The sequence below is a fragment of the Flavobacterium panici genome, from assembly GCF_024499525.1.
Lineage (GTDB): Bacteria > Bacteroidota > Bacteroidia > Flavobacteriales > Flavobacteriaceae > Flavobacterium > Flavobacterium panici.
Window position 1 is genome coordinate 683,200 of sequence record NZ_CP100437.1, and the last position, 14,543, is coordinate 697,742.

Annotated in this window: 15 protein-coding genes; 9 read left to right on the plus strand and 6 right to left on the minus strand. The window is 33.7% G+C overall.

What is annotated here, in order from left to right; all coding sequences use genetic code 11:
- Window positions 1-308 precede the first annotated feature (308 nt).
- The 4 genes from NLJ00_RS03210 to NLJ00_RS03225 all read right to left on the minus strand — a co-directional run bounded on the left by NLJ00_RS03210 (window position 309) and on the right by NLJ00_RS03225 (window position 3,049).
- Window positions 309-995 carry a zinc metallopeptidase gene (locus tag NLJ00_RS03210; protein ID WP_256636207.1) on the minus strand — a complete coding sequence of 229 codons (687 nt, stop codon included), beginning with the start codon at window positions 993-995 and terminating at the stop codon, window positions 309-311.
- Window positions 996-1,145: 150 nt separating this feature from the next.
- Window positions 1,146-1,739: a hypothetical protein gene (locus NLJ00_RS03215; RefSeq protein WP_256636208.1), complete on the minus strand. Its 594-nt coding sequence runs from the start codon at window positions 1,737-1,739 to the stop codon at window positions 1,146-1,148.
- The gene (locus tag NLJ00_RS03220) at window positions 1,726-2,199 is read right to left on the minus strand and encodes an RNA polymerase sigma factor (protein ID WP_256636209.1); all 474 of its coding nucleotides are present in this window, start codon (window positions 2,197-2,199) and stop codon (window positions 1,726-1,728) included. Before NLJ00_RS03220 ends, NLJ00_RS03215 begins: the two co-directional genes overlap by 14 nt.
- Window position 2,200: 1 nt before the next feature.
- Window positions 2,201-3,049 (minus strand): alpha/beta fold hydrolase, encoded by an 849-nt coding sequence (locus NLJ00_RS03225; RefSeq protein WP_256636210.1) that lies wholly within the window; start codon window positions 3,047-3,049, stop codon window positions 2,201-2,203.
- 537 nt (window positions 3,050-3,586) lie between these two features.
- Here NLJ00_RS03225 and NLJ00_RS03230 point away from each other — a divergent pair.
- The gene (locus NLJ00_RS03230; RefSeq protein WP_256636211.1) at window positions 3,587-4,561 is read left to right on the plus strand and encodes an IS110 family RNA-guided transposase; all 975 of its coding nucleotides are present in this window, start codon (window positions 3,587-3,589) and stop codon (window positions 4,559-4,561) included.
- A 235-nt stretch (window positions 4,562-4,796) separates the two neighbouring features.
- Here NLJ00_RS03230 and leuS read toward each other — a convergent pair whose 3' ends face one another.
- Window positions 4,797-7,661: a leucine--tRNA ligase gene (gene leuS, locus NLJ00_RS03235; RefSeq protein ID WP_256636212.1), complete on the minus strand. Its 2,865-nt coding sequence runs from the start codon at window positions 7,659-7,661 to the stop codon at window positions 4,797-4,799.
- A 277-nt stretch (window positions 7,662-7,938) separates the two neighbouring features.
- Between leuS and NLJ00_RS03240 the strand changes: the two genes are divergently transcribed.
- From NLJ00_RS03240 to truB, 6 genes are all read left to right on the plus strand, one after another.
- Window positions 7,939-8,286, plus strand: coding sequence for a winged helix-turn-helix domain-containing protein (locus NLJ00_RS03240; protein ID WP_256636213.1), 348 nt, complete (start codon window positions 7,939-7,941; stop codon window positions 8,284-8,286).
- Between the two features lie 321 nt (window positions 8,287-8,607).
- Entirely contained in the window at window positions 8,608-8,766 is a 159-nt protein-coding gene (locus tag NLJ00_RS03245; RefSeq protein WP_180856882.1) for a hypothetical protein, read from the plus strand.
- Between the two features lie 438 nt (window positions 8,767-9,204).
- The gene (locus NLJ00_RS03250) at window positions 9,205-10,080 is read left to right on the plus strand and encodes a cell division protein FtsX (RefSeq protein WP_053472464.1); all 876 of its coding nucleotides are present in this window, start codon (window positions 9,205-9,207) and stop codon (window positions 10,078-10,080) included.
- Between the two features lie 102 nt (window positions 10,081-10,182).
- A complete protein-coding gene (locus tag NLJ00_RS03255) occupies window positions 10,183-10,437 on the plus strand; it encodes a DUF3098 domain-containing protein (RefSeq protein ID WP_256636214.1) in 255 nt (84 codons plus the stop codon).
- A gap of 84 nt (window positions 10,438-10,521) precedes the next feature.
- Window positions 10,522-11,319 carry an undecaprenyl-diphosphate phosphatase gene (locus NLJ00_RS03260; protein WP_180856883.1) on the plus strand — a complete coding sequence of 266 codons (798 nt, stop codon included), beginning with the start codon at window positions 10,522-10,524 and terminating at the stop codon, window positions 11,317-11,319.
- Window positions 11,319-12,011 (plus strand): tRNA pseudouridine(55) synthase TruB, encoded by a 693-nt coding sequence (truB, locus tag NLJ00_RS03265; protein WP_256636215.1) that lies wholly within the window; start codon window positions 11,319-11,321, stop codon window positions 12,009-12,011. The genes NLJ00_RS03260 and truB overlap by 1 nt, the downstream gene beginning before the upstream one ends.
- A 371-nt stretch (window positions 12,012-12,382) precedes the next feature.
- Here the strand turns inward: truB and NLJ00_RS03270 are convergent, their stop codons facing one another.
- Window positions 12,383-13,000, minus strand: coding sequence for a thioredoxin family protein (locus NLJ00_RS03270; RefSeq protein ID WP_256636216.1), 618 nt, complete (start codon window positions 12,998-13,000; stop codon window positions 12,383-12,385).
- A gap of 189 nt (window positions 13,001-13,189) precedes the next feature.
- Between NLJ00_RS03270 and pyrH the strand changes: the two genes are divergently transcribed.
- Window positions 13,190-13,897 (plus strand): UMP kinase, encoded by a 708-nt coding sequence (gene pyrH / locus NLJ00_RS03275; RefSeq protein WP_053472459.1) that lies wholly within the window; start codon window positions 13,190-13,192, stop codon window positions 13,895-13,897.
- Window positions 13,898-13,970: 73 nt separating this feature from the next.
- Window positions 13,971-14,534 carry a ribosome recycling factor gene (gene frr / locus NLJ00_RS03280; RefSeq protein ID WP_053472458.1) on the plus strand — a complete coding sequence of 188 codons (564 nt, stop codon included), beginning with the start codon at window positions 13,971-13,973 and terminating at the stop codon, window positions 14,532-14,534.
- The last annotated feature ends 9 nt before the right edge of the window (window positions 14,535-14,543 follow it).

Sequence of the window (14,543 nt, forward strand, 5' to 3'; positions counted from 1 at the left end):
TTATTAGATTCTGGAAATCGTTCAAGACTTAGCTCTGGTACTATTTTATTTTTTCTCTCGGTCCCAATAAGTATAATTTGCGTTATAGTTTTATTCTTCAAACTATACGAATCTAAAGAAACCAAATATCTAAACTGTATTTATGTATTAACAATTATGTGGGCCTTATTTTTTATACTCTTACACGGAATGGACTAGATCATTTAAAAAAAAAAATAAATAGATAAAAAAACAAAACCCGAGAAGTTTTTTAAAACCTGTCGGGTTTGCTATAAATTATCTAATTGAATAATTTTCTTATTATCAATTTAATTCCTTCTGCTTCCAGAATAAATTGAAATATAGTACAACAACGTTGCAATCGATCCAAGAGCGGCAACCACATATGTTCTTGCAGCCCATTTTAAGGCGTCTTTTGCACCAGCCTGTTCTTCTTGTGTCAGCATGTGTTTGTTTTCAAGCCATGCTAAAGCCCTGTTGCTCGCATCATATTCTACCGGTAATGTAATGATAGAAAATAATGTTGTTACTGCAAAAATTACAATTCCAACTAATAACAACTGCGGAAAAGTCCTGATCATTAAAATTCCGGCTAATAAAACCCACTGCATATAGCTTGAGGCTACGTTTACAATTGGCACTAATTTAGAACGCATTGTTAACCATTCGTAACCAATAGCATGCTGAACAGCATGTCCACATTCGTGAGCTGCAACTGCCGCTGCCGCTGCATTTCTATGATTATAAACAGCTTCACTTAAGTTTACTGTTTTATCTGACGGATTATAATGATCTGTTAGCTGACCCGGAGTCGAAATAACACGAACATCAGTAATTCCGTTATCAGCAAGCATTTTTTCAGCTATTTCTGCGCCGCTCATTCCGTTTCGTAATTGCAGTTTAGAATACAATTCGAATTTACTTTTAAGTTTTGAACTTACCATCCAGCTAAACAACATTATCGCTCCGGCAAGTATTAAATATCCACCTCCCATATCTTTATCTTTTTTGATTGAATTTAAATTTACAAAACAAACTGCAAATTATGAACCATTTTAACAAAATGTCATTTTGGCATTTTTTCAGACAAAAAACCATATCTAAATAAAAAAAGACGCACTACAGTGCGTCTCTACAATCGATCTTTATAGCAATTGCTTATTTATTTCTTCAAATTTATCAATCAGGCTATTTATTTTGAACTGCTGTTTTTTGATTTGTTTTGGAAGAATAAAAAACCAATTAACCGCCATCCATAATAATGTTAGTCCATAAGCCAGACTTGCTCCTAAAAAACTCATTCTGCTGGCGTATTCATACATATATAAACAGATTCCAAACGTAAGCGTCGCAAAATAAAAACGCATCATTGTGGTTTGTAAAAACTGTTGTTTCTTTTTAATCAAAATTAAATTCTGCAGGTATTCCTGATTGGTTTGTGTTGTCTCAATATTTTTATAAGTGCTTAATAACTTATTGTAAACAAATAAATAAATCATCATCGCCAAAATCGTCACAATGATTCCTATTTTAGTCAAAATAAATTGCGGCTGATAATAGATCCAGACAAAAACAATAAACGCAGTTGTTGCAAAAAGCAGGATATTGGTAATCCACAAACTTCTTAAACCTGCCCTTTTAAATTTATTTACTCTTACTAGCAAATCCTGCATATCGGGCTGACTTACGGATTGTTTTTTCCATAAATCTTTAAAATCTATATTGTTATCGTTGTCCATTTTCTTTAAATTTTTGAGTCAGTTTCTCTTTTATTCTGTGAATTTTCACTCGCACATTGGCTTCAGAAAGCCCAATAATTTTAGCGATTTCCGCCTGCCTTACATCTTCTAATTCTAATGAGATAATGATACGTTCCGTCTCGGGCAGTTCAGCAATGCATTTGTATAAAAACTGAATTTGAGGTTCTAATGAAGTTTGTTTTTCTTCTGAAAGATGAGCTGGAAGTTCTGATTTTGGAAAACGTTTTTGCTTTTCTATCTGCCGAAGACAATTATTAGACGCAATTCTAAAAATCCAGGTTCCAATAGAAGATTCGTTTCTAAAGGTTTCCAGCTTTTGCCAGACAATTATAAACGTTTCCTGAGCTAAATCCTCTGCGGCGTCATAATCATTCACAAATCCCATGCAAAGCCTGAAAATCCTGTCCCAATATGTTTTATAGATTTCTTCGAATTCCATTTTAAGATTTTAAAAAAGTGTTTAATTGTGCCAAATACCATTCTGCATCATCATACATTATGAAATGCAAACCTTTATCAGCATATTGAAAATTGGCCGTTTTCAAGTTTTTATACTGCCCTTCGATTGCCGGTTTTAAATTTATAAAATAAGATTCTAATAAAATTAGCGCTGGACATTTTATCGCTGAGATTCTATCTCTCAAATCGGTATTAAAGAAATCGCAATACATTTGAGCAAAGGTTTTTCTATCTGATTTTACACTCCAACCGATAACCATTTCAAGTTTTGAAGTATCCAGCAAAAGTCTCGGCATCGCTTGTTTCTGCATGTCATAAAACTGCATTTCGGTCATTGCCGTCATTTGATTTACTGTTGCTGAACAATCGTTGTTTTCTTTTGATTTAAAAGAAGGATCTGTTAAAGCGGCCAAACAAGGCAAGGCATCAACAACGACAATCTTACCAATTAATTCCGGATAATCTGCAGCGATGGCAAGCGCTAGTCCGCCGCCCATACTGTGACCGATTATAATTGGTTTTTCGATTTTATTGTCTTTGATGTAATTAGCAATTCCTGTTTTCCAGTTTTCGAATGAAGGATTTGGCTGTGGTTTTGCTCCGGCAAATCCGGCCATTGTTAGTGTATAACATGTGAATTTTTTTTCGAATGCGGCTTTGGTTTCGTTCCATACTTCGCCAGAAGAAGCAAATCCGGGAATGAATATAATCGATTGTTTTCCTTTTCCGGTTTTAAGAACTTCAAAAGGATATGATTTTGTTTGTGCAAAAACATTTAGACATAATGCAGAGAATAAGAATGCGATAATTAAGATGATATACTTTTTCATTTTTAATAGTTTTAAGTTGTTAATTTAATCGGATCCGTCGTTTGGATACGTGAACTATTAAAATGTTACAACTCAAATTAAATTTTCAATAAAAAAATTTCAAATTCCAATGTTGGTGTGTATTTTTAACGCAAAGTGCGCTAAGGTTTTTCGCAAAGTTTGGAAGTTTTTTTGTTTGTAATTCCGATAGTTATCGGAGAAGGTCACAAAGCTTTTCCACAATCTTGTCATCCTGAGGGACGAAGGATCACACAAGATATTCCGCAAACTGAATCGCCAATCTTTGTCGAGTTTCGTGTGTAATCCTTCGTTCCTCCTTTAGATTTGTTTTTTGAATTTTTAAGTAAATTTATGATTGAGAAAGGAAGCAAAAGTGAACTATTCGTTCCTCCGAGTTTGTGGCTCATATCTTGATTAAGACTTTAGCTTCCTTTTCATCAAAGACTCAGATAGAAATTTGGGCTAGAGACCCGTTATCAAGGAGTTGAGCTTATGATGAATTTCTCAAATCATTTGTTGAATCGTAAAAGCAAAGTTATGAAAAACATTATTATTGGCATTGATATCAGCAGTAAGACTTTAGATATCTGTATTAAAGAACAATCATTAAATTACTATTCTATTGAGAATAACGTTCAGGCTATAAAGCGTTTTTTTAAAAGATATTCAAATGAAAATGTAATTGTAGCCATGGAAAATACGGGCAGATATAATTGGAATTTGTTTGAAGCATTGGAAAAATTCAACTTTAAAGTTTATGTGATATCGGCTCTGCATATAAAAAAAAGTATAGGTCTTGTCAGAGGTAAAAATGATAAAATTGATGCGCTTCGTATTTGTAATTTCATTGAAAAAAATTATAAGGAAAGCAGAGAATGGAAGCCAAGTTCCTGTTCTATTAAAAAGATTAAAATACTATTGACAGAAAGAGCTTTAAGAATAAAAATCAAAAAACAGCTAGTGGTTCAACAGCATGATTACAAATTAATGAAGGATATTGGGTTGGATAAAGAACTAAAAAGCCTAAATATCAAACTTATTAAGAACATTGAAGGACAAATTAAGATTATAGAAAATGATATTGAAAATATTATCCGAAGCGATGAAACTCTTAATCACCAGCAGAAATTGATAAAATCTGTTCCTGGAGTGGGTCAGGTTTTATCCTGGACATTATTATCAAAAACAGAAGGATTTACAATTATAACCGATCCAAGAAAAATGGCATGCTATAGTGGAGTTGTACCTTTTGATTTTCAATCCGGAACATCATTAAAAAGAAGGCCTGGAGTATCAATGCTTGCTGATAAAAATTTAAAAACTATTCTGCATCTGGCCGCAATGAGCGCTGTTCGATTAGACAATGATTTAAGAAAATACTACATCAGAAAAGTTGATGAAGGAAAGAATAAAATGAGCGTTTTAAACGCTGTGAGAAACAAAATAATACATCGGGTTTTTGCGGTAATAAAAAACCAAATCCATTATCAAAAAGATTTGGTTTTATCATAGAAATCAGGATGACAAACTTTACGAATTGTCAGTCTGAGCGAAGTCGAAGACCACGCAAGAAGCTCCGCAAAGAAAATCGCCAATCTTTATAGAGTTACGTGCGTGGTCTTCGACTTCGCTCAGACTGACAAAAAAGACTCAACAAAAAAAATCCCAAACTCCAATCGTAAAATTGGAATTTGGAATTTTCTATATTGGACTCGAGCGATAGCGAATAGGCGAAGCAATTTTAAAATTAACCTACAAGATTAATAACTCTTCCAGGAACGATAATCACTTTATTTGGAGTTTTTCCGTCTAATTGTTTTAACGTTCTTTCGTCTTTCATTACAATTTCTTCGATTTGCTGTGGAGTTAAATCCAAAGGTAATTCGATTGTGAAACGCATTTTTCCATTGAAAGAAACCGGATATTCTTTATTGGTTTCAATTAAATGTTTTGCATCTAAAGCAGGGAAAGCAACTTCTGAAATTGAAGTTGTATGTCCTAACTGTGACCACAATTCTTCAGCGATATGCGGCGCATAAGGTGAAACCAAAATGGCTAACGGTTCTAAAATTGCTCTTGAATGACAATTTTGAGAAGACAATTCGTTTACACAAATCATAAACTGAGAAACCGAAGTATTGAAAGAGAAATTCTCGATATCTTCTGCTACTTTTTTGATTGTTTTATGTAATGATTTTAAGTTGTCTTTTGTTGGTTCGTCGTTGTTTACAATTAAACCGTTATCATCAAAATACAATCTCCATAATTTTTTCAAGAAACCAAAAACTCCCGAAATTCCAGCAGTATTCCAAGGTTTTGCCTGCTCTAACGGACCTAAGAACATTTCGTATAAACGTAATGTATCAGCACCATATTCCGCACAAATATCATCTGGCGTTACCACATTGTATTTTGATTTCGACATTTTTTCGACTTCACGACCAACAATGTATTTTCCGTTTTCGTCTAAAATAAATTCTGCATCAGCATAATCTTCTCTCCAAGCTTTAAATTTTTCAACATCTAATTCATCAGAAGAATTTACCATTGAAACATCAGCATGAATTGGCTGTACTTTTTGATCTCCGATTTTATTTTTAGAAACAAAAGTATTTGTTCCTTCTAATCTGTAAACAAAAGCACTAGTCCCCAAAATCATTCCCTGATTAATCAGTTTTTTGAATGGTTCTTCGGTTGGAGCGAAACCTTTGTCTTTTAAGAATTTATTCCAGAAACGAGAATACAATAAATGTCCAGTTGCGTGTTCACTTCCTCCAATGTATAAATCAACACTTTCCCAGTAAGCTAGAGCTTCTTTACTTGCAAATTCATTTTCGTTGTGTGCATCCATATAACGCATCCAGTACCATGAACTTCCCGCCCAACCCGGCATAGTGTTTAATTCAAGAGGAAAAACTGAAACATTGTCAACTAAATCAGTATCGACAACTTTATTTTGTTTTGTATCCCAAGCCCAAACTGCTGCATTTCCTAATGGAGGCAAACCGTCTTCTGTTGGTAAATATTTCTCAACTTCCGGTAAAATAATTGGCAAATGCTGTGCATCAATCATTTTAGGCAATCCGTTTACATAATAAACTGGGAACGGTTCACCCCAATAACGTTGACGAGAGAAAACTGCATCACGCAAACGGTAATTTGTTTTTCCTGTTCCCTGCCCAATTTCTTCAAGTTTATAAATCGCTTTTGCTGTTGCGTCTTTATAATTTAATCCGTTTAAGAAATCCGAAGCTGCGATTTCAACATTGTCTTTTGACCCGTAAGCCGCTTCAGAAATATCAACATTAGCGAAGATATTTTTTATTTCCTGCATTCCGTTTTGACCTTTAAAGAAATTAGCAAAAGCATAATCTCTTTCGTCTCCGCAAGGAACCGCCATTACAGCACCAGTTCCGTAACCTGCCAAAACATAATCACCAATCCAAACCGGAATTGCTTCTTTTGTAAATGGATGTTCTGCATAAGCTCCTGTAAATACTCCTGAAATAGTTTTTACATCGGCCATACGCTCACGCTCAGAACGTTTTGCTGTTTTTTCTATATACGCTTCAACTGCAGCTTTTTGTTCCAGAGTTGTAATTTTAGCAACCAAATCATGTTCTGGTGCCAAAGTCATAAAAGTTACCCCAAAAATAGTATCAGGACGAGTCGTGAAAACTTCGATTACCTCATCGTGATTTTTCAAATTAAAAGTCACCAAAGCTCCAACCGATTTTCCGATCCAGTTTCTTTGAGATTCTTTTATAGATTCACTCCAGTCAATATCATTTAAACCTTGAAGTAAACGTTCGGCATAAGCAGAAATTCTCATACTCCATTGTGTCATTTTTTTTCTTATAACAGGAAATCCTCCACGTTCCGAAACTCCGTTTACAATTTCATCATTTGCCAAAACAGTTCCTAAACCAGGACACCAGTTTACTTCTGTTTCTGCCAAATACGTCATTCTGTATTGCAACAAAATTTTTTCTTTTTGATCGTCAGAATAAGAATTCCATTCTTCTGAAGTAAAAATCGCAACATTATCGTCGCAAACTGCTTCAACCAATGCATTTCCGCTTTCTTCAAAAACTTTTACAAGCTCTGAAATTTCAAACGCCTGTCCTTGTTTTCTGCAGTACCAAGAATTGAACAATTGGATAAAAATCCATTGTGTATGTTTGTAATAATCAGGATTTGAAGTTCGTACTTCACGGCTCCAGTCAAAAGAGAATCCTATTTTATCTAATTGTTTTCTGTATCCGGCAATCTGCTTTCCTTCTTTATCTACACCACCGTCAATATTTACGCGTGTTGTATCTTCAGGACGCTGTCCTGTCTGGATTGCATATTGTTCTGCCGGCAATCCGAAACTGTCGTAACCCATTGGGTGCAAAACATTGAAGCCCTGGTGTCTTTTGAAACGAGAATACACATCTGAAGCTATGTAACCCAGTGGGTGCCCAACGTGTAATCCTGCTCCAGATGGATAAGGAAACATATCGAGAACATAATGTTTAGGTTTTTCAGAGTTATTTTTTGCTGCAAAAGTTTGATTTTCTGCCCAATATTTTTGCCATTTGGCGTCAATTTCGTTTGGATTGTACTTCATTTCTAAGTGACTAAGATTCTAAGTTACTAAGGTTCTAAGGCTTTTCACTAAATTAATTATTAGGCGCAAATTTACATTTATTGCGCATTGTACCAAAGCTATTTCATTGACAAACAAATAAAATAACAAAATACTTATTTTAAATTAAGTAAAAATACTTATGTTTGTATTTAAATTACGTAGACAAAATATTTTACTCATTCAAAAATTAGTATTTTAGAAGAATATTTTTACATGAAAACAATTATTTTTACAAAGTCAATAATTAAAGTTCAGAATGAGTAACGGCAAAAAATATTCTATTGAAGTTCGGGTTTGGATTGAAGAAACTGAAGGCGCCTTTCTTGGTATTGGCAAAGTCTGGCTTTTAGAAAATATCCGAAAAACCGGTTCGATTACAAATGCTGCGAAAGAAATGAAAATGGCGTATCGACAAGCCTGGCAATTAGTTGAAGAAATGAATCAGCGTGCCGAAAGTCCGCTTGTTGAAAAACTATTGGGCGGAAAAGGCGGTGGCGGCGCACGATTGACAGAAGCCGGAGAAAGAGCGATAACCATTTTTTACGAACTCGAAAAACGCATCAAAGATTTTGCTGAAAAGGAAACTCAAAATCTGAAATTTTAATTTAAAGAAATCAATTCGCAGAGTTTATTTTTAATCTCGCAAAGACGCTAAGTCGCAAAGAGAATAATTTTTAATCTTAAAAAAGAAAAAAAACTTTGCGCCTTTGCGTCTTTGCGAGATTAATAAAACCCAAAACTCGACCGAACTGACGATAAAGATAGTTTAGAAGATGGTGTCAACACGCCGGAATTTAATGTAAACGGAACTTTACTAGCCCAAAAGATCTGGAAAAATCTTAGTACAAGTGCTACAGCGCGTTATCAAAACAATTTTGATTATGTTTCTTTTTTAGTCAGCGGGACTGTTCCTGCTTATTGGTCAATGGATGCACAAATCAATTATAATTTCAAAAAAACTGGCCTTACTACAAAATTAGGAGGAACAAATATTTTAAATAAACCTTATACTTCCATTCTTGGCGGGCCGTCAATTGGCGGATTGTATTATTTATCTTTAGTTTGGGAAACCAGCAAAATTTAATATTTAACCGCAAAGTTCGCTAAGCTTTGTGTTCATAAAGCTTAGCGAACTTTGCTTTTTTTTGCCACAGATTAAAAGGATTTTTTTTAATCTGTGTGAATCCTTTTAATCTGTGGCTATTCACAAAGCTTATCAACACAAAGCTTTGCGAACTTTGTATTTTTATAAAACAATACCTTTAAAATAACATTGTGAACTTTGCGTTACTATTTTTTAACCACAGATTAAAAGGATTCACACAGATTTTGAAATCATTTTAATCCTTTAATCTGCAGCTATTCTCTTTTAACTTTGCGAACCTTGCGAAAACCTTGCGCACTTTGCGGTTAAATAAAAACTTTTATTCAATATCAAATCGTACATTTATAGTATAAAAGTTTGTTATTAACTTTAAATAAAGAAATTCTTTATTATTTTTACCACATAATTTAAGTATCTATGAGTTCTAATTTTGATAAATTTCAAAAACGCAGGTTAATTTCCTCTTATTTTTCGGTTGTATTAAGTGTATTCTTGGTTTTATTCCTTTTGGGAGTACTGGGATTATTCATTATCAATTCTAAAAAACTGGCAGATGATTTTAAAGAAAAAATCGCCATGACGGTTTTCTTTAAAAACGAAGCGAATGACAGTATTATCAAAGCATTTGATTCAGAATTAAAAAGAGCTCCTTTTGCGCTTTCTTATGTTTATGTAACTAAAGAAAAAGCAGCAAAAGAACATACTGATATTATTGGAGAAGACTTCCTGACATTTTTGGGCGAAAATCCATTATTGAATTCATACGACATTCACTTAAAAGCTGATTATGTTGAAAGGGACAGTATTTCTAAAATCGAAAGTGCATTACGTCAAAACACCATGATTGAAGACATTGTTTACGACAAACAATTAGTAAACCTTGTAAACGACAATATTAAAAAAGTAAGTATGTGGATTTTGATTATCAGTGGTTTCCTTACTGTAATTGCTGTTTTATTAATCAATAGTTCGCTTCGTTTATCAATCCATTCCAACCGTTTTATTATTAAAACCATGCAAATGGTGGGTGCTACAAAATCGTTCATTCGTAAACCTTTTGTAACACGCAGCGTAAAATTAGGAATGCTTGGTGCTTTATTGGCAATTATCGCCTTAATTGGACTTTTATTCTATGTAGAAACTAATTTCCCTGGTTTAGGAATTTTAGAAGATAAAGCTTTAATTGGACTGGTTTTATTGGCCGTTTTCGGATTAGGGGTTTTAATTACCTGGGTAAGCACACACTTTGCAACACAGCGTTTCCTTAATTTAAGAACTGACGATCTTTATTAATTTTAGATTGCAGATTTTAGATTTGAAAAGACCTTCGACTTCGCTCAGGCTGACAAATAAATAAAAATGTCCTTGATTATTCAGGGCAACAAAATATAAAAAATGAAGAACAACAATATTAAAGAAGAACAACAGCAAAAACAGGAATTCCTTTTTGACGGCATCAATTACAAAATTTTATTAATTGGTATTGGTGTGATTGCATTAGGATTTATTTTAATGTCTGGCGGTGGAAGTGATAATCCGAATGTTTTTAATGAGGATGTTTTTAGTTTTAGACGTATTCGTTTAGCTCCAACCACTGTTTTAATTGGTTTTGGAATCACGATTTATTCTATTTTCAAAAAATCTAAATAAATCAGGTTTATAGATTTCAATTAAAACTTTGAGCGCAGCGAAAGGAAGAATCTGAAATCTAAAATCTAAAATCTAAAATTTCTAATGAACACATTACAAGCTATCGTTCTTGCCATTATTGAGGGAATCACAGAATTTTTACCTGTTTCTTCAACTGGACACATGATTATTGCCTCTTCTTTTTTTGGAATCGCACACGAAGATTTCACTAAACTTTTCACGATTGTTATTCAGCTTGGCGCTATACTTTCGGTTGTTGTTTTATACTTTAAACGTTTCTTTCAAACGCTTGATTTTTACTTTAAACTTTTAGTTGCTTTTATTCCGGCCGTAGTTTTAGGATTATTGCTAAGTGACTTTATTGATGGTTTATTAGAAAATCCGGTTACAGTTGCAGTTTCTCTTTTAATTGGAGGATTAATTTTATTGAAAGTTGACGAATGGTTCAACAACCCGAATACTGCCGAAACTTCACAAGAAATCACCTATTTGCAAGCTCTTAAAATTGGATTATTTCAATGTATTGCGATGATTCCCGGAGTTTCACGAAGCGGCGCAAGTATTGTGGGCGGAATGTCTCAAAAATTATCAAGAACTACGGCTGCCGAATTTTCGTTTTTTCTTGCCGTTCCAACAATGTTAGGTGCAACTGCAAAAAAATGTTATGATTATTACAAAGCAGGTTTCGACTTATCTCATGATCAGATCAATATTTTAATTATTGGAAATATAGTTGCTTTTATTGTAGCGCTTTTGGCTATTAAAACCTTTATTGGATTTTTGACTAAAAATGGTTTTAAAGTTTTTGGTTATTACCGAATTCTTGCCGGAATCATCTTATTGCTGATTCACTTTTTCATTCACCCGCTTACCATTATATAATGACACCCGAAGAATATTTAAACGGACAGGTTTTATTGATAGACAAACCTTTAAAATGGAGTTCGTTTCAAGCGGTCAATAAATTAAAATACCTTTTAATTAATAAAGTTGGGCTTCCAAAAAAGTTTAAAATTGGTCATGCCGGAACTTTAGATCCGTTAGCATCCGGTCTTTTATTAATCTGTACTGGAAAATTTACCAAAAGAATTTCTGAACTTCAGGGTCAGGCAAAAGAATATACGGGAACGTTTTATATTGGAGCTACTACTCCATCATATGATTTAGAAACCGAAATAGATCAGACTTTTCCAACAGAACATATCGACGAAGCTTTAATTCACGAAACGGTGAAACAATTTTTAGGCGAAATCGACCAGAAACCGCCCATTTTTTCGGCTATTAAAAAAGATGGTGTTCGCTTATATGAACATGCGCGTGCCGGAGAATCTATAGAGATTGAAAGCAGAAAAACTACGATTCATGAATTTGAAATTACACGAATTGCGCTGCCTGAAATTGATTTTAGAGTAGTTTGCAGTAAAGGAACGTATATTCGCTCTCTGGCTTACGATTTTGGAAAAGCAATGAATTCCGGTTCGCATTTAACTGTTTTACGCCGAACAAAGATTGGTGACTATGACGTAAAAAATGCGATTGATATTACGTTGTTTGAAGAAAGTCTTACTTCATAAAAAACAAGAAGCACATTACATATAAATATTGTAATGTGCCTACTCCTAAAATAATGTTACTCCATACTTATTGCTTAATCAATAGTGAGGAACATTTCTTTGTCCTCCGAATAAATATCTGGAGAAAAAATCATAAAACCTTTCGAATAACTTTTTCATAATAGTGCATTTTTAATTGTTAGTAGAAAATAGACACCAATAAAAAGAGTAAATCAAAAAATATATAATAGAAGTGGGATTGGTTATAGCAAGATACAAAATTTTCTAATAAAAAAACTATTTTCTTACATTTTTTAAAAACATTATAACATTTACTATCAACACTTTACCATCAAAGGGTTTCAGACAAGTATTACAAAAGTAATCAACAATTAAAGTCGGTTATATTTGATCTTTTCCATGATTTCGACCAGCTCTTCCTGCACAGAAAGACCTTTATCTGCGAGATACCATAATTGTAAATCGGTTTTAATTTTTTCATCAATTGGGCCAACATCTCTTTTATGGTTAGCCATTAATTCGGCTGCGCCTTTTGGTCTTGGTCCCCAATCGGTACGAACAATTCCGGCTTCTTTACAAATCACAATAACTTTTGGGATTGCTCTTCCGCCGTTTGTTAAATATTGATTCATCAATTCGTCGTTTTCATCACGAAGTACAATTCGAAGATCAATTTTTTTATTAGATGCATGCGCCATTTTATCTAAAATAGGAAGAATCTGTGCTGCATCTCCGCACCAGCCTTCAGAAATTACAAGCCAGATATAATGATTATCCAGATGCTGGAGTTTTGAAATGACATCTTCAGAGATTTTGATTGTTTTTTCTAATCGATTCATTCTGGCTTCGTTCAATTTGGAATAATTAGTCAGACTTTCAGACTGTTGGCTTCCTGTTGATTTTCCTTCAGATAATAAATCAGTAACTAATTTTCGATATTCAGCATAGGAATGACTGTTGAATAATGCTTTGGCTACAGTACTTTTCATAGAGGTTTATTTTGCTTACTATAAAATTACGGATTTTAAAACAACCTCGAATGACTTTTATCACATTCAAAAGAAAAAATCAAAAAAGTCGTTATAAAATTAAATCTCAAGTACAATTAATTTTTTGTAAACATTATTTTTAAAAATCAGAATATGTCTATATTTGCACAAATTAACGCAACACGAAATATGAAATATAAAAGAATTCTTCTAAAACTTAGCGGTGAGGCCTTAATGGGTGATTTACAATACGGAATTGACCCTAAAAGATTAGCCGAATATGCAGATGAAATTAAACAGATCCATGCAAAGGGAGTAGAAATTGCAATCGTTATTGGAGGAGGAAATATTTTTAGAGGCGTTGCCGGTGCCAGCGCAGGAATGGACCGAGTACAAGGTGATTATATGGGAATGCTTGCTACTGTTATTAACGGAATGGCTTTGCAGGGCGCACTTGAAGACAAGGGAATGAAAACGCGTTTGCAGACTGCTTTAAAAATGGAATCTATTGCAGAACCTTATATTAAAAGAAGAGCAGATCGCCACTTAGAAAAAGGAAGAATTGTTATTTTTGGTGCCGGAACAGGAAATCCATATTTTACAACTGATACTGCAGCGGTTTTAAGAGGAATCGAAATCAATGCTGACGTGATCTTAAAAGGAACACGCGTTGATGGCGTTTATGATTCTGATCCTGAAAAAAATGCTTCGGCTGTAAAATTTGATTTTATTTCGTTTGATGATGTTCTTAAAAAAGGACTAAATGTAATGGATACAACAGCTTTTACTTTAAGCCAGGAAAACAAATTGCCAATTGTTGTTTTTGACATGAACAAAATTGGAAACCTTTTAAAAATCTGCGAAGGAGAAAACATCGGAACTGTAGTAAATATATAAGCCCCAGTAACAGTTTACAGTCGCAACGGCTTAAACTGAAAACTGAGACTGAAAAACTGAAAACTAAAAAAAAATGACTGAAGAAATCGATTTTATATTAGAAAGTACTGAAGAATCTATGAACGGTTCTATTGCACACTTAGAGAAAGAATTTCTAAACATTCGTGCAGGAAAAGCTTCTCCGGCTATGCTTGGAGGTGTTTTTGTTGATTATTACGGATCTGCAACGCCACTTTCTCAAGTGTCAAAAATCAGTGTTCCTGATGCAAGAACAATTACTTTGCAGCCTTTCGAAAAAAACATGTTACAAGCCATTGAAAAAGCTATTTTAATTGCTAATATTGGTTTCAATCCAATGAATAACGGAGATGTTATCATTATCAGCGTTCCGCCTTTAACAGAAGAGCGTCGTCGTGATCTGGCTAAACAAGCTAAATCTGAAGCTGAAGATGCAAAAATTGGTATTCGTAACTCTCGTAAAGATGCAAATACTGACATCAAAAAATTAGAAAAAGAAGGAACTTCTGAAGACATTTGTAAATCTGCAGAAGAAGAAGTTCAAAACTTAACAAACACCTATATTAAAAAAATTGATGAATTATTAGCTGCAAAAGAAGCTGAAATCATGAAGGTTTAAGTATTTGAT